The following is a 21361-nucleotide window of genomic DNA, read 5'->3' as shown; positions in this document are numbered from 1 at the left end:
ATAATCCTCCCTTTATCATATTGGTAAATATAATGTTACTTTAGTCCCTATGCCCACCGTGCTTTCTATCTCAATACCATAAGAATCACCATAATATAACTTAATTCTTTCATTAACATTGGCCATTCCTATGTGCTTATTAGCATCATCCATATCCCTTATTCTTTTCTTGAACTTAATTAATTTTTCACTCTCAATTCCTATACCATCATCAATTATATCTATATTTAATTTATTTTTATTTTCATAAATTTTAACTGTTATGCTTCCTTTATTCTTTTTATTCTCCAATCCATGAATAAAAGCATTTTCAATTATCGGCTGCAAAAGAAGGGGCTGTATCTTATAATTTTCCACATCAATATTATTTTCTATCTGTAAACTATAATTTACTTTTCCTTCAAACCTTACTGCCTGAATATCCAAATAATTTTCTATAAGAACTAACTCTGATTTTAATGATACTTCTCTTCCACTAACCTCTAGATTACGTCTCATAAGCTTCCCCAACTTTTTAACTAAATCTGCAAGTTCTTTTTGATCATTACATATTGCCTTCATTCTTATAGTTTCTAATGTATTGTATAAAAAATGTGGATTTATTTGACTTGAAAGCATTTTAAATTCTATATCTTTTTGACATCTCTTTAATTTTTCATGTCTTATCTTCCCCACATAAACTTCATTAATTAAGTTTTTAATGCTTGTTTTCATTATGTTTAAATCTTCACCTAACTGGCCAATTTCATCATTTCCCTCTATATTATCTTCAGTATTAAAATCACCAGTTACTACCTTATGCATTTCACCTCTAAAAAGATTTATTCTATTTGAAATATTTTTTGAGAAATATAGTATTATTATCATTGATAATGCTATTGAAGCTAAACTAATCTTTAATGTATTAAGAACAACTTTATTAGTTTCATTAGTTATTTCTGTAAGTGGAATAATTATATAAACTTTAAACTTATCATTAGATGCTTTTTCTGTATTAAAAGAATTTATTAAAATATAGCTGTCAATGCCATCAGTCTTTCCCCTAAGAAGAGACTTTCCACTGCTTATAGACTTGTTTTCCTCTATTACTTTAAGATTTTTTTTGTCAAATTCATAAGAATCTTGAGTTGATATTATTTTTTCATTTAATTCAATTAATCCTTGTTTATTATCAAAATTAGTTACATTAGTTAGTATACTTGGATTCATATTTATAACTAATACACCTGTCATTTTTCCCTTTTGATCTTTAAGTTCTCTAACTAAAGATAAATAATTAGCTCCTGATAAAGGATCTTTAACAAACCTCCAAGAAATCTTTCCATTATCATTAACTGCATTTTTATACCATTCTTCCTTTTTCACATCTTCTGCAGCTCTTATAATGTATTCATTTTCAAGGAGAGTATAATTCTCCTCATAAATCTTTATATCGTATAGTTCTTTATAATATCTCAAATAATTTTTTAGATTTGAATATCCTGAATAATCTTTTACTACATCTCCATAATTATCATACTTTCTAGTTAATATATTGCTTAATTCATAATCTGAATAAATCATATCTGATACCTTAGTTGCAATTTTTAATGATTCTTGAAGAGTATTTTCCATAATATCCAAACTACTTTTTGTTTGTTCTATATCTTTATTTATCACAATTTTCTGCATTTTATTGGCAGAATAAATTCCTATTATTGATACTGTGGATATAGCTACAATTAAATATGTTAAAATAAGTTTATTTCTTATTTTTAAATTATTACTTATTTCTTTTATTATATTTTTCATAAGTTCACCTCCTGTCTAGTACAATGTAGCCTAACAGTTCTTACATTTCATTATATCCACAATATTCAAGTTTAGCAAATTTATGTATACTAGTTTTTTCTATAACTCAACTAATTTATTGCGTAATTCTTATACAATTTCACCTATTTTTTTATGTAAACATTTATAGTAAAGTAAATTCAATAAATATTAAAGGAGGATTTATTATGATTAATTCAAAAATGCCTTTTATTTTTTATGGTGGAGACTATAATCCTGATCAATGGCCAGAAGATATACTAAAAGAAGATATAAAAATGCTAAAAGATGCAAATATTAATATAGTTACACTTCCAGTTTTTAGTTGGGCCTTATTACAACCTGATGAAGATACTTATGACTTTAAATGGTTAGATAATATTTTTAATCTGCTTAAAGAAAACGATATCAATGTGTGTCTAGCAACTTCAACTGCTGTTCAACCAGCTTGGATGGCAAAAAAATATCCTGAAATGCTTCCTGTTGACTTTAATGGAAATAAACGCAATTATGGAGGTAGAGTTGATTTCTGTCCTAATAGTACTAAATATAGAGAATTCTCAGTAAAACTAGTTAAAAAGATGGCTGAGCGTTATAAAGATTATGATAATCTTGCCCTATGGCATATAGGTAATGAATATGATAACTACTGTTATTGTGAACATTGTGAAGAAGAGTTCAAAAAATGGTTAAAAGAAAAATATAAAACTCTTGATAACTTAAATAAAGCTTGGAATACAAATTTCTGGGGACACAAACTTTACTCTTGGGACGATATAACAGCTCCTTCAGGTTTAAGTGAAATGTGGGTTGATAATGGAAGAACTCGTACTATATTTGGAGGTATGTCTCTTGATTATAATAGATTTATGTCCCATTCAATCTTAGAATGCTATATAGGAGAATATAATGCAATAAAAGAAGTTACCCCTGATATAAAAGTAACTACTAATTTTATGGGAACTTACAAACCAATTAATTATTTTGAGTGGGCTGAATATATGGATGTAATCTCTTGGGACAACTATCCTTCTTATGGATATGAACCTTATATGCCTGCTTTAAACCACGATCTTATGAGAAGTTTAAAACATAAACCTTTTATGCTTATAGAACAAAGTCCTAATCAAGCAAATTGGCAGCCTTATAATACAGTAAAAAGACCTGGTGAACTTAGAATTTTAAGTCATCAAGCTCTTGCTCATGGTTCTGATAGTGTTATGTTCTTTCAAATGAGACAGTCAATTGGAGGCTGTGAAAAATATCATGGTGCTGTAATTTCTCACTCAGGAAGCAATAAAACTAGAATATATAAAGAGTGTCAGAAAATTGGTGATGAACTTCATACATTAAAAGATTCAATTTTAGATGCTGAGTATGATGCTAAAGTTGCAATTATGTTTGATTGGGAAAACTGGTGGGCTTTAGAATTCTCAAGTGGTCCTTCTATTGCTTTAGAGTATATTCCTCAAATTCAAAAATACTATAAAGCTCTTTTTGAAAGAAATATACCTGTTGAATTTGTAATGCCAAATGAAGATTTATCTAAATATAAACTTGTTATTGCTCCAACCTTATATATGGTTAAAGAAAATGTAGCAGATAATATAAAGAACTATGTTAAAAATGGTGGATCTTTTGTAACAACCTTCTTTAGTGGATACGTTAATGAAAATGATACTGTTACTCTTGGAGGATATCCTGGAGACCTTAGAGATTTATTAGGTATATGGGTTGAAGAATTAGATGCTCTTCCACCAGAAAATAAAAATAGCATAGAAATTGATGGAGCTCATGGATACAAATCAAGTTATTCATGCAATATGCTTTTTGATTTAATAAATCTTGAAGGTGCTGAAGCTATTGGTGTTTATGGATCTGACTTCTATAAAAATAGACCAGTCTTTACTGTAAATAACTTTGGAAAAGGACAAGCTTATTACATTGGAACAAATCCAGATGACGAATTTGCAGCAGATTTTATTAAAGATTTAGATTCAAAACTATTACTTGGCTTAAACTTAGACTTAGTAGATAACGTTGAAGTCACTAAGAGAGTTAAAGATGGACAAGATATATTATTTATTATCAATCACAACAATGAAAATAAATCTTTCTCACTAGATAGAGAATATATTAATTTACTAAATAACAAAAAAGTTAGTAATTTTATAGATTTAAAGCCTAAGGATATAGTAATTTTAAAATCATTATAATGCAAAAAATAGATTGACTGTAAATCAGCCAATCTATTTTTATGTTAAAATTTGTTATCATTGCAAACTGTAATCTCTTGTATAAATATATTATTTTCAATATATGTATCTAAACATACATTTTCATATCTTCCTATAATTTCTTTTAAATTATTTAATCCCAGGCCTCTATTTTCACCCTTAGTAGATACCCCTGCCTTAAACATTTTAGAAACAGGTAATATATCTCCTCCATATGTATTAGTTATAACTATAACTACAGACTTTTCTTTTTTTATGATAGCAATATTTATTATTTTAGCATCACTATTTTCTGCTGCCTCTATTGCATTATCTAGGATTATCCCTAAAACTCTTATAAGGTCTACCTTGTCCATTTTTATATTATCTATTACATCTACAATATCAATAATTACGTCTATCCCTAACTCTTGCGCTCTTATAACCTTTGTAGAAATAACACCTTTTACTTCCTGCATTAAAATATTTTTTAAAAGTCCAAGTTTATAATTATTTTTATCCATCCTACTGTTTAAAGGATAAATATTATCATTAAAATACTCTTTTAATCCATCCATATCTTTTTCTTCTATAAAAGCAGACATAGACGAAATAACATTTATGTAATCATGTCTAAACTTACGCATTTCAGTATATACATCTTCTAGATTATTTGTGTATTCCCTTAAGTTTTCTAGCTCTGCCTGTTCATATTTGATTTTTTCTTCTTTTCTTACTGCAACTAATAATGAGATACATGTTACTATCATTATTAATCCATAAATTAATTCTATAATAGAATTGATAACTATATTATAGGTAGTATCTAAATACTTACTCCAATTAATACTATAATAAAATACCCCAAAAGTAACTATTATCATTGTATAAATTAATATAAAATACTTAGACTTTAAATTTTTATATATAAATATTTTATACTCACTATACAAATTTCCAACAAACTTAGTTACTCCATATAATACTACTAATATAGTAAAACATGTAATCCAATACTGAGCATTATTAGAACTTTCATTTACACCAATAGTTAAATAAAAAATTGATGAAACTAGATTATCTACAATTATTATTAATACGCATGCAAATATGTCTATAAAAACACTACTTAAAAATTTTCTACTTTTCTTTAAAATAAAAAGCATAGGTATAAAATACAATACTATAGTAGCAAAATCAGGAAAAAAGTATTCTACAAATACGTATGCACTAACCAGTGATATAATCATGATAACATTGTCTTTTATTTTCAACTTGTAAGGACTTATATTATTTATAGCTATTAAAATCCCAGTAACTGACATAATAAGCATAAAAAATATATTAATATATTCATTCATCTAAATATTTTTCCTCCTTATGATAATATTTATTAGTATTAACTTAAAAAATACACATAAATAATATTATGTGTATTTTTATATCTTAATTATCATATTCTTTATAATTATTATATTTCATTCCAAATACTCTATATGTAAAAGGTATAACACATATTGTTTGGATAAAAAAAGCATACATGAGCAAATTTAAAATTATACTATTTAAAAATACTACATTAATAGCTACAAGTATTAATGAGGACTTAATTGTCCTTATTTTTAATTCTTTTCTATGTTTTTTTCCTAATATAGGTCTATTCTCTGTATCTGCTGGAGAATACTTATATAGAATTATTAATAATATAAATATTATTAATAATACACTTCTTATATTTATAGGATAATTAACTGCTAAAAAAGCACCTCCCAAATACATAACTAAACAAGCTATAGTACATTGAAAATTACTTTTTAGATGAATTCCTGCTGCACTTAATCTTATTACTGAGAACATACCTAATAATATTACTGTTTCCTTAAATATACCAATCAAAAAAGCAAATATACATACTATTGTTATCTTAGATAAATTCAGTAGAATCACCATAATTCCTAAGTATAATTTCTCCAAATCTTTTATATTTAAATTTAAGCTATTTCCAATATAAATAGTTAATTTTTTAGCTATATAATCCCATATATCAAAATCTTTAATTATTAGTTTCTTCATTTATTAAAAATAAATATTTACTTTTCTTTCTTAAGCAAATCTACTGATACCTTAGGTTCATAAAATCCAAGTAATGTCGAAAATTCATTAGCATGAGTTTCTCCTAAATTTATTAATACCTTTGCAACTTTCTTCTTAATACTTTTGTTTTTCATCATTAATCTCCACCTTTACTTTAAATTCAGTAACTTTTTGTAAAAAATAACATTTCAAACACTTAAATAAAACCTTAAAATACAATATTTGCCCCTTTTATTCTAATATATTCATTTTTTATATATTTTTATGTGTTATTATAATAATATAACATTTATTCAGGAGATTCAACATGCTTAGAATTTTTATTTGCGAAGACAATTCGATTCAACAAAACAAATTTAAAAAAATAATCGAAGACATTATAATGATTAATGATTATGATATGGAGACAAGCTTAACCACCTCTGACCCTTATGAAATATTAGCTTATTTAAAGGTTAATCCTACCTCTGGTATTTATTTTTTAGATGTTGATTTACACTCAAATATTAATGGTATACAACTTGCAGAAGAAATAAGAAAATATGATCCACGTGGTTTTATAATATTTATTACTTCTCATGCTGAAATGAGTTATTTAACTTTCTTATATAAGGTTGAAGCCATGGATTATATAATAAAAGATAACTATAATAATATTCGCCAAAGAATACATGATTGTATTCAAAATGCTAATGAAAAATATCAAGCTATCTGTAACAATTCTCAAAAGGTTTTTTCAATTAAAGCCAATGATAAAATTGTTAACATAGATTTTAATGACATAATTTTCTTCGAAACTTCGAGCACAATACATAAAGTTATTTTACATTGTACTAATAGACAAATCGAGTTCTATAGTAAGATGAAAGAAATAGAACAAAATCTAGACGACCGTTTTTGCAGGTGTCATAACTCCTTTATTGTAAATACAGATAAAATTAAAGAGATTGATAAAAAAAGACGTATAGCATATATGATTAATGATGAAGAATGCCTTATTTCAACCAGAGGAATAAAGAATCTAATTAAATAATAAAAATACTATCTTGAAAGGATATTTTTCAAGATAGTATTTTTATTATTTACTCTTTACACAAAATAATATATTCTTGATCTTTAAAAGCTTTAAATTCTATTATTTCATTATCTATTATTTCATAATTAACATCTTTAACATATATATTTTCTCTATCATATTTTACTTTACAAATTGAATTACTATTTGACTTAAGTACTGTTCTCATCATTTTTGAATCTGCCCACTCTATAGATACTTCAAAATTTCCACGAGCCTTTAATCCAATAATTTTTCCTGATACCCATTTTGTAGGTAAAGATGGCAAAAGTTCTATATATCCTTTATGGCTTTGCAGTAAAGATTCTGCCATAGCTGCAGTTCCTCCAAAGTTGCCATCAATTTGAAAAGGAGGACATACATTAAATAAATTACTAAAGGTAAGTTTATCTAATAACACATTAATATATTTTTGAACCATCTCTTTATCCTTCATCCTTGCAAATAAAGCTATTACCCAAGCACAGCTCCATCCTGTATGTCCCCCACCATTTTCAAGTCTTCTTTTTAAAGATATCTTCATAGCATCAAATATCTCTTTATTATTTTCTTCTGTAATTTCTCTTCCAGGATATAATGAAAATAAATGAGATAAATGTCTATGTCCTATTTCATACTCCTCAAAATCTTTATACCATTCCTGAAGCTGTCCGTATTTTCCAATCTTATAAGGATATAATTTTTCCAAAGCATTTTCAAGTCTTCTTCTAAAATCTAAATCAAAGTCTAAGATTTTAGATGCTTTAATACAATTGCTAAATAAATTCTTAGTTAGCTCCATATCCATTGTAGATGCTAAGCTTGGAGAGCACTTCTTTCCATCTGGAGTTAAAAAATTATTTTCTGGAGAAATAGATGGACAAGTAATAAGTCTACCTTTATTGTCTTCTATAAGCCAGTCCAATAAAAACTCTGCAGCTCCCTTCATTAAAGGATAATTCTCCTCTAAAAAGACCTTATCTAAAGTAAATTGATAATGTTCCCATATATGATCACATAACCATGCACCTGCCATAGGCCAATATGCCCATTCTGCACTTCCCCCTGCTGGTGTCGCCTGTCTCCATAAATCTATATTATGATTTGCTGTCCAACCTGCACATCCATAACGTTTTTTTGCTGCATCTGCCCCAGTTTCTGATACTTCTCTAATTAACTTAAATAAAGGATTATGGCACTCTGATAAATTACATACCTCTGCAGGCCAATAATTCATTTCAACATTAATATTAGTTGTATAGTTACTGCTCCATGCAGGTCTTAAATCTTCATTCCATATTCCTTGAAGATTTGCCGGCTGACAATCTCCTCTTGATGATGATATTAAAAGATATCTTCCATATTGAAAATATAGCGTTAATAAAGATATATCTTCATGATTCTTTTTAAAAGCTTCTATTCTTTTATCTGTAGGTATATCATTATATTTTTTTCCTCCTAATTCAAATGATACTCTTTCAAATAATATTTTATATTCCTGAGTATGATTATTCTTTAGGCTAAAGAAGTTTTTATTTCTCACTGAATTTAAGTTTATATCACATAATTTATCAACATCTTTGCCTTCTAACCCAGCCTCTTTTTTATATCCATTAAAACTTGTATTTGCTACTAATTTTAATACAGCTGTATTACAATCTGATATATTTAAAAAACCATCTTGTAATACTACTTCTCCCTCATGAGCTTCAACATTAACAAGAACTTTAAAGTTCATTCCCTTCTTTCCTGATTCATCATAAATTACAGGATCTTCCCCTTCTTCATAAGAAGGAAGTGCTGAAATTGGTGCCTTACCTTTCATTTGAAGAGTAAATTTATCATATTCCTTAGTCTTATATCGTAATAAACTATCAAGAGACACAGTAAAAGACATTTTTTCATTACATGTAAGCTTAATTACTATAACTTCATCCGCTTTAGAGGCAAATATTTCTCTTGAATATTCCTTTTCATTAACTTTATATCTAACTTTAACACAGCCACTATCTAAGTCTAATTCACGTCTATAATCTTCTACATTGCCTTCTTCATCAAAGTTAATATACAAATTTCCCATAGGTGCATAAGATTGATTCCAAGGCCCTAATAACTTTTCATTTATAATATCTTGAGCTTCTATATATTTTTCTTCAAAAATTAACTTTCTAGCCTCATTAATATAACTAAAATTATTACCTTTTTCTCTTATTGGAGTACCTGTCCACAAAGTATCTTCATTAAATTGTATTCTTTCATGAAATACATCTCCAAAAACCATAGCACCTAACCTTCCATTACCTATAGGAAGTGCTTCTACCCATTCTTTAGCAGGCTGTTTATACCATAATTTTAATTCTGATTCTACAGTATTATTCAAGATAACCAGCTCCATTTCTAAAATATATAATTATTTTTAATAGAAATATTTTGACTTAACTTAATATCCTGAACAGAGCTTCCTACCATTATCTTAAATTCTCCACTTTCTATATTCCACTTTCTCTTAGTTTCATCATAAAAAGCAAAAGCTCTCTTATCTAATGATACTGTCACAGTCTTAGTTTCCCCTGGTAATAGATTCACCTTATTAAATCCCTTTAATTCCTTAATAGGTCTTTTTACTGATGAATTTATATCTCCTACATAAACTTGGCTTATTTCCTTACCTTCCATATCACCTATATTACTTAAGTCAAACTTAACCAAAACACTTACATCATCTTCTTTTTCATCTACTGTAACATCTATATTTTTATATTCAAAATTTGTATAAGATAAACCATGTCCAAAGCAGAATAAAGGCTCTACATCATAAGTTGAAAAATATCTATATCCTACAAATATTCCTTCTTTATAGTTAACCTTATCTTTCTTTGCAAATTCTCCTATAGAATGTGCTGGAGAGTCCTCTAGTTGCTTAGGATAAGTAACTGTAAGTTTACCTGATGGATTTACCTTTCCAAATAAAACTTCTCCTAAGGCAGTTCCCCCTTCAATTCCATTGTACCAAGTTTGCACTACAGCTTCTGAAGAATCTATCCATTCTGTAGCATCTATTGGAGAACCACTTAAGATTACTACGGCAGTATTTTTATTCACATTTAATATGCTTTTTATTAACTCATTTTGATTATATGGAAGTAATAAATCTGATCTATCATATCCTTCACTATCAATTCTATGTTTTATAGCTTCATCACTTGAAACCTTTAGTGCATTATCTTCTAATCCTAAGTTTTCATCCACATGCTTTAAACCACCAACAAAAATTACAGCATCAGCTTCTTTTGCTGCTAAAATAGCTTCTTTTAAAAGATCTTCCTGCTCTTCTTCTTTACTGCTATACCCTTTGTAGTACTTAACTTCTGTATTTCCTCCTAAAGCCATCTTTATTCCAAGTAGTGGTGTAACTTCATATAATGCCTTAATTTCTGCACTTCCACCACCATTAGAATGTGCTACATTAGCATTTTCACCAATTACAGCTATCTTTTTTATTTTATTTTTATTAAATGGAAGTATCTTATTATTCTTTAATAAGACTATAGATTCTCTTGCTATATTAAGTGCTTTTTGTCTATGGTCTGGTGTATTATATTCTCCAGCTTCTCTTCCTTCTGAAAAAATATTTATCTTATACATGAATTTTAATATTCTACGCACTTTTTCATCGATTTCAGTTTCCTTAACCTTCCCCTCCTTTACTGCTTCAATTAAAGGATTTGCAAAGAAGTATTCATCAAAATTAAATCTAACATTCATTTCAATATCTAATCCTGCATTAGCAGCTTCAACTGTGCCTCTAACTGCTCCCCAGTCTGAAACAGTTATTCCTTCAAAGCCCCATTCATCCTCAAGAACTCCTTTAATAAGCTCTTTATTATGAGAACAATAATAACCAAATATCTTATTATAAGCAGTCATTACAGAATAAGTATTACCTTCCTTTACTGCTGCCTCAAAAGCTGGAAAGTAAATTTCCCTTAAGGTTCTTTCATCAATTATAGCCTCATATTCTAATCTTTCTGTTTCCTGACTATTAACTGCAAAGTGCTTTACACAAGCTGAAACATCATTCTTTTCTTGAACACCTCTAATATAGCTGACTGCCATTTTTCCTGCTAAGAATGGATCCTCAGACATATATTCGAAGTTTCTTCCACATAGAGGGCTTCTAACAATATTAATACCAGGTCCTAAAATCATATCCTTACCTCTAGCTCTTGCTTCACTTCCTATAACATCTCCAGCATCATAAGCAAGTTCAGTATTCCAAGTTGCTGCTAATGCTGCTATACATGGCATATAAGTTACATAATCATCTGAATTTCCTACTGGAACCCAGCTTGCATCAGGAAACTCATGCCTAACTCCCATTGGTCCATCTGACATCTTTAATGCTGGAATATTTAATCTCTTTACTCCTTCTGTTCTAAATAATCCTGCTCCATGACACATACTAACTTTTTCTTCTAATGTAAGTTTTGAAATTATATCTTCAATATTCATATTAATACCTCCTACTATGAAAAAATAAGGAAGGGATATTAAATGCCCTTCCTTACTTTAAAAATCATTTTAATTTACAGATTACTTTGCTATTACCTGACTGAACTATAATTTTTGTATCATTGACTTCCTTAACAAGTTCACCTCCACTAACGCTTTCAACATTAGTTTCATCTTTTAATACAAAATTCCAAGCACCTTCTACTCCTTCAGATATAATAGTTATTTCTCCATCCTTCTTTATAGCCTTAACCTTTAAAATCTCATTAGAATTCATATCGAAAATCTTAGTATCTGTCTTTTCATTTTCCTTTAGATTATAAGCAAGTACTGAAACATCTTTTCTAAAATCATAATCTGGCTTAGTATTTTCACTTCCTACAGCCACTAAACTATTTTCTTTAATTAGCATAGGGATACTTAAATAATCATGATGTTCCTTTATCCATCTGCCACCTTCATATTGTTTACCATTAATATAATTTGTCCATTTTCCTTCTGGAAGATAGTATTCAGCAATTCCCTCTTCATTGAATATTGGCGCAACTAAAACTGAATCTCCAAGCATATATTGCTTATCTAAATATGAACAAGCTTTATCATTTTCATATTCTAATACCATAGATCTCATAACTGGAATTCCTTCTTCATGAGCTTTAATTCCCATGCTATAAAGATATGGCATTAGGCTGCACTTAAGTTTAGAAAAATATCTAACAACATCAACTGCTTCTTCATCATAAAGCCAAGGAACTCTATAAGATGAGCTTCCATGAAGTCTACTGTGAGATGATAATAATCCGAATGCAACCCATCTCTTATAAACATCTGCTGTTGAAGTACTTTCAAATCCTCCTATATCGTGGCTCCAAAAACCAAACCCAGACATACATAAGGATAATCCACCTCTTAATGATTCAGACATTGCCTGATAAGTTGATTCACAATCTCCACCCCAGTGAACAGGGAATTGTTGTCCACCTGCTGTTGCCGATCTAGCAAATACAACCCCTTCTTTTTCTCCCTTAACTCCCTTAATTGTTTCAAATACTAATTTATTGTAAAGTTGTGTATAGTAGTTATGCATTTTTTGTGGATCTGAACCATCATAATAAACTACATCATCTACAGGAATACGTTCACCAAAGTCTGTCTTAAAACAGTCAACTCCCATATCTAATAAATCTTTAAGCTTTCCAGCATACCACTCACAAGCCTTTGGATTTGTAAAGTCTACAATTGCCATTGCAGGTTGCCACATATCCCATTGCCATACATCGCCGTTTGTTCTCTTAATAAAATATCCTTTTTCTTTTCCTTCATCAAATAATTTAGATTCTTGACCTATGTATGGGTTAATCCAAACACAAATATTTAATCCTTTTTCTTTTAATCTCTTTAACATTCCCTTAGGATCTGGGAAAACTCTATTGTCCCATTCAAAATTACACCAGTTAAATTCTTTCATCCAGAAGCAGTCAAAGTGGAATACCCTAAGAGGAATATCTCTTTTAGCCATTCCATCAACAAAACTTGTTACTGTTTCTTCATCATAATTAGTTGTAAATGAAGTTGTTAACCATAAACCAAATGTCCATGCTGGTGGAAGTGCTGGTTTTCCTGTTAGCTTAGTGTAATTTTTAATTACTTCTTTCATTGAATTTCCACCAATTATAAAGTAATCAATATACTCTCCTTTTACGCTAAACTGTACCTTAGATACCCTTTCTGAAGCTACTTCAAAAGAAACTTTTTCAGGATGATTTACAAAAACTCCATACCCTTTATTAGTTATATAAAATGGAATATTCTTATAACTTTGTTCTGTACTTGTCCCACCATCTTTATTCCATATATCAACTGTTTGACCATTCTTAACAAAAGGAGTGAATCTTTCTCCTAACCCATATACCAATTCTCCAACCGATAAATCTAACTGCTCTCTCATAAATACATCTTTTTTATCTTGAATAATATAAGCCAATCCTCTACCAGGGCTTGAAGTAAGCTTTTTATCTTTATTATAAAAACTCATATTCCATGACTCTTTATTAAATGTTACCTTTAAATCTCCTGATACTAAAGAAACTAAATTATCATCTTCATTAATTAAGCAATTAATATTATCCTCTTCACAAATATGAAAATCAGGTGTTTTATCTTGTCCACCCATATAATGATAAGCTCTCACTCTGATAACATTTTCAATAGGTGATGTAATTTTATATGTTATCACAGGACCTTGAAGAGTATCTCCTCTGTGATTTATTCTGTTGCATGGTGCATATACTGTTAATTCTTTTTCTTGAACTTTTGTACTGTAAACTTCTTGAGGGCTAAATGTTTCAACACCTTCCCTATTTAGCCAACAGCCATTACTAAATTTCATATTTCTTCACTCCTTTATATAAATTCACCTCAAAATAGCTAACAGCTACTTTGAGGTGATTTCCATTTAATCTGTTAAACTAATCTTAGTCATTCCAAAGTTTCATTGTATCTTTTACTATCTTAGTCATTCCTTCATCAGCTTTCTTAATATCCATAGCCTTTAAGTCATCTTGAATCTTATCCCAAGCTGCATCAAAATTACTTTCGCTTCCTAGGATAGCTTGTGTTATAGCTTTTTGAGTATAGTCATCTGCTTTCTTTTGAATAATAGCAACATCACTATCAGTAGGTACGTTATATTGCCATACACCACCATGTTTAGACTTACCTAATTCATCAGGTTGTGGGAACATTTCTGTCCAAGAAGTCTTTCCATAAGCAGCTAAAGTTTCTTTTTCTGCACTATTGTAGTTATCAATGTAATTTTGTAATGTATCAGTATTGTAAGTGTCTCCATTAGCATCTCTATCTAATTCTCCTCTTTCTGGGAATGGATAGATATACTTACCAACACCACTATTCTTCTTATAATCCTTATCTGTATTTAACTTTTCTTGTACTTCTGGTAAGAACTTTCTCTTTCCGTCTACAACTTCATAATGTTTACCTTCAATACCCCAGTTAAGAAGAACTTGTGCTTCATCTGAAGCTAACCAGTTTAAGAATTGGAATGCTCTATCTTTGTTTTCACAACTTGTAGTAATACCAACACCAAATCCACCACTAAATCCGTAATCTTTTAATGTTTGATCTTTGCACTTATCATTTAAAGTTACTGAAAGAGGTGCATAAGTTCTTTCATACATTCCAGCACCTTGTAATGCTTTCTTAGGTTGATCATAATCCCAAGAAGCATCTGATAATCCAAGAACTATTCCTTGAGATATCTTAGCTTTATAAGTGTCTTCCTTTTGAGTAAATGATTCTGGATCTAATAATCCTTCAGCATTCATATGGCATAACCATTTGAAGTATTCTTTACATTCTGGTAATTCAAATTTATAAGTTGTTTCTCCTGTTTCATCATCAACTTTCCATTGACCATCATCTGGAATACCAGCTACTATACCTGCTCTATTACCACAAGTAATTAGCCATCTCCAATCACTTGCCATTAATGATAAACCAATTGTTTTTTGTCCATTTATTTCTGGATATTTTTCTTTATATTGTTTAATTGCCTTTTCATAATCTTCTAATGTTTTTATTACTGGATACCCCAAATCCTTTAAAACAGCATTTTGTATTTGTAAAGCTCCATCTGGATTCTTAACTTCACTATTAACTCTATAAGTACCTACTGTATATATAGATTGATCATCAGCACTATATCTTAATCTCTTTAATTGATCTCCATATAAAGTTTTTAAATTATCTCCTTGTTTATCAATATAATCATCTAATTGAACAAGTGCACCTGCATCAACAAGCTTACCTGTATCTCCTTTAGCAAATATTAAATCAGGATATTCACCACTTGCTATCATTAAAGGAATAGCTTGTTCATCTCCTGCTACTGGATGTGTTATTTTTAATGTTACTCCTGTTAATTCAGTAATTTTTTTAGCAACATCATCATCAAAAACAATATCTTCAGTTGAATCCTTTGTAAACATTGTTAATGTTATTGGAGATTTGTCCATTTCTCCTGATGAACTACTAGATGTAGTAGTTGCCTCATTTTTACTGCTACCACAACCTGTCAAGCATGCTCCCATCATTACGCCTGCTAATACTAATGGTAAAATCTTATTTTTTCTCATGTGTATTCCCCCTTAATCATGAAATAAATAATATATAAAATAAAAGCTTTAAAGCTCTTAATGCTAAAATAATATCAACTCTTTACTGCCCCTAAAGTCATACCTGTTACAAAATATTTTTGTACAAAAGGATAAACTAATAAAATAGGAACTGTTGCCACCATAGTTATGGCCATCTTTATTGATTCTGGATTTACTGCAGTAACTTGTAAGTTTCCAGTACCAGTGTTAGCTGCTGTTACTGCACTTGCTGATGCATTATCCATAACCTTCATAAGTTCATATTGTAATGTTGTAAGTGATTCATTTGATCCTGCATAAAGATAAGTATCAAACCAACTATTCCATTGACCAACAGCTATAAATAAAGCAACTGTTGCAATTACAGGTAAACATAAAGGTAAAATTATCTTCCAGAATATCGTAAAATCATTTGCTCCATCAATTTTTGCTGATTCCTGAAGTGCTGGTGGTAATCCATCTATAAATGACCTAATAACTATTACGTTAAATGCACTTATTAGTGGTGGTAAAATATATACTGCAAAGTTATTAACTAACCCCATTTGTCTTATAAGCATATATTCTGGAATTAATCCTCCACCAACATACATTGTTAATACAAATAATATTGATACAAATTTACTAAATATAAAATCTCTTCTACTCATTACATATGCTACTATTGCACTAGATATAACTCCTGTTGCTGTACCTATTACTGTTCTTAGTACTGAGTTAAAGAAACCTCTTGTTAAGTTACTTCCAGTTGAAAATATCTGTTTGTAATTATCTAATGTAAATTCTCTTGGAAATATTGTAATCCCGCCTTTTACTGTATCAGTGGCATTATTAAGTGAAATAGCCAAAACATTCAAGAAAGGATATATTGTTATAATTGCTATAAATATCATTAATATAATCAGAAACACATCAAAAGGTTTAGTTTTTTCTTTCATTAGATAAGACCTCCTTCTCCAGATTTCTTAGCAATTCTATTAGCTAAGAATATTAAGATTACACTTACTACAGATTTAAAAATACCTATTGCAGTACCAAAGGAATATCTAAACATTCCAATACCATAGTCAAGAGCATACTTATCTAATACTAATGACTTATCAGCCACTATTGTATTTCCTAATAACATCTGTTTCTCAAATCCTATATTAATTAAGTTACCTATACTCATTATTAATAAAACTACTATAGTTGGTTTTATTGATGGTAAAGTTATACTTATCATCTGTCTGAATCTTCCTGCACCATCAACCTTTGCAGCATCATATAATTCTGGATCTATTGCAGTTATAGCTGCTAAATATATAATTGCATTCCATCCCATTTCTTTCCATACATCTGAGCATGTTACTATTCCCCAGAAGTAATTGGGATTAGACATAAACGGTATTTGAGAAGAAGTTATATGTAACTTCATTAGTAAATCGTTTACTATGCCGCTAGGTGCTAACATACTTGTTACGATTGTTGCTGCAACAACCCATGAAATAAAGTGTGGCAAATAAGAAATTGTTTGAATAATCTTCTTAAATCTTGCTTGCCTTAATTCATTTAATAGTAAAGCAAATGCTATTGCAAAAAATGTACCAAAGACTAATCCTAAAATACTCATTGCTAATGTATTTTGTAATGATTGATAAAATTGAGGTTCTTTAAATAATGTTTTAAAATGTTTTAACCCCACAAAAGTTTGATCAAGGAATCCTTTTCCTGGTTTATAATCCTCAAATGCCATTGCCCACCCTGCAAGTGGCAGATATTTAAAAATAATTACCCATATAACAAAGGGTAATGACATAAATATCATTGCTTTTTGATTTTTTAACTTTGTAAACAAAGTTTGCTTATTAGTTTTTGTAACTTTTACTTTTGTTATATCAGCAGTTCCGACCTCCATAGCTATACCCCCTTATATTTTTTCTCCTCATATTACATATTTTAACGTTTACTTAAAAATAAAAATACCTACAAAAATGTATATGTTTTCATATAAAAATTAGAGTAGTTTTTCTAGGTATAAATATACGTAAAAAACTACTCTAATTTAAGCTACTAATTTCTATATTTATTTTTTATTTCCTCTTCTAGCTCATAGATAATATTATCTTCTAAATACATTATTAAGTAAGCTATAATACTTGCTCCTAAAAGTACTCCTAGTAAAGCTATTTTAGCTGTTTTTATAATAAATAAAACTATTACAATCATAGCTATACAAGTAAAACTTATATAAAATTTAGTAATCATAAGCCTTACTGAAATTTTAATAGCGTGTATTATTTTCATATTATATCTTGATATTAAAGGATAGATATATAGTGAAATTAACGATATAGCTAATATCCCTAACAAAAATACATTTGCCATAAAATTATTCCCTTCTCCTTTAAAATAAGTCATATCAAAATAACATACTGCTAAGGCACTATTTACTATTATGCTTACTATAAGTCCTTGGAAAAAATTAATTTTATAAAAATGAAAAAAGTCTCGCACTGCAGCAATTTCCTTTTCTCTAACTAACTTCCCCATAACAGAAAATAAAGTTGTAAAAGCTGGCCCTAATAATATAGAAATAAGCAGAAGAATTCCTAATGAACTTTCTTTACTGTATCCTGAAATATATATGAGTATTGGGGAAATAACCAGCAAAAAGCATATGTTTGATAATAATAGATCTGTTATATAAGTTAAAATTTTATATAAAGGAGTATTGGTCATATCTTTATTTTCATTCATAATTCTCACCTCTAATTTCTTTCTTCACATTTTAACATTTATAATATTTTATGTAAATTAACAGCATCGGTCTTTTTTAATCTAAAAAAATATCAATTAACTTGCAGGAGAGCTTTGAAAGCTAACCTGTAAATTAATTGATAACTATTTTAATTAATATTAAAATGGATTTTCTGTTTTATAAAGCATACCCTTTGGTTGATTAAATCCTATTTCTTCAACACCTAAATATTTAAATAATTCAAATATAGCTTTTCCATAGTGTCCAAAGGCTACTGCTCCATGATGTGGGAATCTATTTTTAATTAATACATGTCTATAGAATCTTCCCATTTCAGAAATAGCAAATATACCTATTGATCCAAAAGAACGAGTTGGAACTGGTAAAACTTGACCTTCTGCTACATAGGCATTTAATCCTGATTCAGCTGTACTTTGTAATCTAAAGAAAGTAATTGCTCCAGGTTTAATATCACCTTCAATAGTTCCTCTTGTAATATTAGGTTCTGTGTCTGGTTCAAGAGATCTCTTCATAATTTTTTGGAACTTAATTTCAGGTTTATTTAATCTACAAGCTGCTGTATTTCCACAGTGGAATCCCATAAATGTATCCTTTTGTGTATAGTTAAATTTATTCTTAATATCTTCTTCATAAATATCCTTTGGTACTGTATTATTAATATCTAGTAATGTAACACATTCATTGCTAATACATGTTCCTATATATTCACTTAATGCTCCATAAATATCAACTTCACAAGATACAGGAATTCCTCTTGCTGTTAATCTACTGTTTACATAACATGGTACACATCCAAATTGAGTTTGGAATGCAGGCCAACACTTATTGGCAAAAGCAACATATTTTCTCGAACCCTTATGTGCTTCAGCCCAATCTAATAAAGTTAATTCATATTGAGCAAGTTTTGGTAAAATTCCAGGCATCTTATTACCTTCTCCAAGTTCTCTTTCCATGTCCTTAACTACTTCAGGTATTCTTTCATCATCAGCATGTTCATTAAATGAAGCAAATAAATCTAGTTCTGAGTTTTCTTCTATTTCAACACCTAAGTTGTAAAGTTGTTTTATTGGTGCATTACAAGCTAAGAAGTTTTCTGGTCTTGGTCCGAAAGTTATTATCTTTAAATCTTTAAGCCCAAGAACTGCTGTTGCTATTGGTTTAAATTCTGCAATCATATCTGCAACTTCTTTAGCTGTTCCTACTGGATATTCAGGAATATATGCATTTATATTTCTAAGGCCTAAATTGTAGCTTGCATTAAGCATTCCACAATAAGCATCTCCTCTTCCATCCATAAGGTCTGATCCTGATTCTTCAGCAGCTGCTGCGAACATAACTGGTCCATTGAATTCTTTAGCCATAATAGTTTCTGGTCCTTCTGGCCCAAAGTTTCCAAGATACACTACTAAAGCGTTTACAGAAGCGGCATTAATATCTTCTAACGCCTTTCTCATATCTATTTCATTTTCAACATTTACTTCACATTCGTAGATATCTCCATAACATTCTTTATAAGCACTTACTACTGCTTGTCTACGTCTTTGTGATAATTCCATTGGGAAACAATCTCTTCCCACAGCTACTATTCCTAATTTAACTTCAGGTATATTATTCATTTTTTATTCCTCCTAAAAAACTAATTTTTTAAGTTTATATTTTCTCCTTTTAATCCAATAAATGCTCCATCTTCTTCAAGACCACTCTCTTTATGAGCACAAAGCCACTTGTTCTTTGCAAAAAGTAAAGCATCTTCTCCTTCTTTTTTAATATCCTTTTCTAAAGGCATATTTGTATCTTTAGGTAATACAACAACACATTTAAATCCTGATTCATTTGCATTACATGGTGCATAATGAAGAGTTGTAGCATATACCTCTATAATACTTCCCTTAGGTACTAAAAAAGCTTCAATTTTAGCTGTGTTATAAGTGAAGTCATCTTCCATATCCTCTTCTTTTCCAAGTAAGAGAATAAGATCTTCTGCTGCAATATTTATCTCAGAAGAACGATGATACTCTACTGCATTAAGCAAATAATTATTACCATTACAATATCCTATCTGTATAGGTAAGCCACCGTATTCTCTTTCCATTAATTCTTTTGAAATATTTAAATTTTCAAGTTCTTTAATAGATGGCTCATATACAACATCTGATGGTAATGGTGTTTCACTCATTTTTTCAATAATTTCTGATGCATCATATCCTTTTAATACTTTTCCGTATCTTTTGAAATCAGAATCATTGATACTTTTGATAATCATATAAGCATCCCCTCATATCACTATATTTTCTTTATTAAAATACTTTTTAAAACTACTTTAATAAGTTTATTTTACATTTTTCAGATTAACTAGTCAATAAGATATATAAAACTATATAATATGTAGTTTAGAATTTTTTCACATATTTTCGTTTGACTCACATTAAATTTTCTGTTATCATAAGCGTATAATTTAATAAGTCTTAATTTTTTTATTAAGAGGGAGTAGTTTAAAATATAGCATCAACAATCGCGGCTTTTATGCCTGGTGTTATATACCTACATGGTTACGAGACTTTTAATATAATTAATACATTTAATTGGTATTGATTATATTAAAAGTCTTTTTTTAATGCATAGGAAAGTATAAAATTTTTTTGATGTTAAACACTGATTTTAACTGGCTTTCTCCTATGGAAGTTGTGAGATGCATTAAAAAATAATTGTAGGCCGCAAAAGAACCTAAAAGCAAAATAAT

15 protein-coding genes are annotated in these 21361 nt (G+C 29.1%); 2 read left to right on the top strand and 13 right to left on the bottom strand.

The window, feature by feature from the left end:
• Positions 1–15: 15 nt before the first annotated feature.
• Positions 16–1791, bottom strand: coding sequence for a cache domain-containing sensor histidine kinase (locus BM384_RS03320; RefSeq protein WP_090011048.1), 1776 nt, complete (start codon positions 1789–1791; stop codon positions 16–18).
• Positions 1792–1997: 206 nt separating this feature from the next.
• Between BM384_RS03320 and BM384_RS03315 the strand changes: the two genes are divergently transcribed.
• Positions 1998–4025, top strand: coding sequence for a beta-galactosidase (locus BM384_RS03315; protein ID WP_090011046.1), 2028 nt, complete (start codon positions 1998–2000; stop codon positions 4023–4025).
• 44 nt (positions 4026–4069) lie between these two features.
• Here the strand turns inward: BM384_RS03315 and BM384_RS03310 are convergent, their stop codons facing one another.
• From BM384_RS03310 to BM384_RS17235, 3 genes are all read right to left on the bottom strand, one after another.
• Positions 4070–5386 (bottom strand): GHKL domain-containing protein, encoded by a 1317-nt coding sequence (locus BM384_RS03310; RefSeq protein ID WP_090011044.1) that lies wholly within the window; start codon positions 5384–5386, stop codon positions 4070–4072.
• Positions 5387–5471: 85 nt separating this feature from the next.
• Positions 5472–6098 (bottom strand): accessory gene regulator B family protein, encoded by a 627-nt coding sequence (locus tag BM384_RS03305; RefSeq protein WP_090011042.1) that lies wholly within the window; start codon positions 6096–6098, stop codon positions 5472–5474.
• 17 nt (positions 6099–6115) lie between these two features.
• Positions 6116–6256, bottom strand: coding sequence for an AgrD family cyclic lactone autoinducer peptide (locus BM384_RS17235; protein ID WP_139232035.1), 141 nt, complete (start codon positions 6254–6256; stop codon positions 6116–6118).
• A gap of 170 nt (positions 6257–6426) precedes the next feature.
• On the opposite strand from BM384_RS17235, the gene BM384_RS03300 reads away from it, so the two are divergent.
• Positions 6427–7152: a LytR/AlgR family response regulator transcription factor gene (locus BM384_RS03300; RefSeq protein WP_090011040.1), complete on the top strand. Its 726-nt coding sequence runs from the start codon at positions 6427–6429 to the stop codon at positions 7150–7152.
• Positions 7153–7201: 49 nt separating this feature from the next.
• Here BM384_RS03300 and BM384_RS03295 read toward each other — a convergent pair whose 3' ends face one another.
• The 9 genes from BM384_RS03295 to BM384_RS03255 all read right to left on the bottom strand — a co-directional run bounded on the left by BM384_RS03295 (position 7202) and on the right by BM384_RS03255 (position 20884).
• Entirely contained in the window at positions 7202–9553 is a 2352-nt protein-coding gene (locus BM384_RS03295) for a glycoside hydrolase family 95 protein (RefSeq protein ID WP_242945942.1), read from the bottom strand.
• 17 nt (positions 9554–9570) lie between these two features.
• Positions 9571–11685 carry a glycoside hydrolase family 3 C-terminal domain-containing protein gene (locus BM384_RS03290; RefSeq protein WP_090011036.1) on the bottom strand — a complete coding sequence of 705 codons (2115 nt, stop codon included), beginning with the start codon at positions 11683–11685 and terminating at the stop codon, positions 9571–9573.
• A gap of 64 nt (positions 11686–11749) precedes the next feature.
• Complete coding sequence (gene yicI, locus BM384_RS03285) at positions 11750–14074, bottom strand: alpha-xylosidase (RefSeq protein ID WP_090011034.1); 2325 nt, start codon at positions 14072–14074, stop codon at positions 11750–11752.
• A gap of 85 nt (positions 14075–14159) precedes the next feature.
• Positions 14160–15839 (bottom strand): ABC transporter substrate-binding protein, encoded by a 1680-nt coding sequence (locus BM384_RS03280; RefSeq protein ID WP_090011032.1) that lies wholly within the window; start codon positions 15837–15839, stop codon positions 14160–14162.
• A gap of 74 nt (positions 15840–15913) precedes the next feature.
• Complete coding sequence (locus tag BM384_RS03275; protein WP_090011030.1) at positions 15914–16798, bottom strand: carbohydrate ABC transporter permease; 885 nt, start codon at positions 16796–16798, stop codon at positions 15914–15916.
• On the bottom strand, positions 16798–17757 hold the full coding sequence (locus tag BM384_RS03270; RefSeq protein ID WP_090011029.1) for an ABC transporter permease: 960 nt from the start codon (positions 17755–17757) through the stop codon (positions 16798–16800). The genes BM384_RS03275 and BM384_RS03270 overlap by 1 nt, the downstream gene beginning before the upstream one ends.
• A gap of 155 nt (positions 17758–17912) precedes the next feature.
• Positions 17913–18599, bottom strand: a complete 687-nt coding sequence (locus BM384_RS03265; RefSeq protein WP_090011027.1) for a DUF624 domain-containing protein — start codon at positions 18597–18599, stop codon at positions 17913–17915.
• Between the two features lie 159 nt (positions 18600–18758).
• Positions 18759–20237 carry an L-fucose/L-arabinose isomerase family protein gene (locus tag BM384_RS03260; RefSeq protein ID WP_090011025.1) on the bottom strand — a complete coding sequence of 493 codons (1479 nt, stop codon included), beginning with the start codon at positions 20235–20237 and terminating at the stop codon, positions 18759–18761.
• A gap of 20 nt (positions 20238–20257) precedes the next feature.
• Positions 20258–20884, bottom strand: a complete 627-nt coding sequence (locus BM384_RS03255; RefSeq protein WP_090011023.1) for a DUF4867 family protein — start codon at positions 20882–20884, stop codon at positions 20258–20260.
• Positions 20885–21361 lie beyond the last annotated feature (477 nt).

The organism is Clostridium sp. DSM 8431, assembly GCF_900116755.1.
Classification (GTDB): domain Bacteria; phylum Bacillota; class Clostridia; order Clostridiales; family Clostridiaceae; genus Clostridium.
The sequence above is the reverse complement of the archived record's forward strand: the minus strand, read 5'-3'. Positions and strand labels throughout refer to the sequence as shown.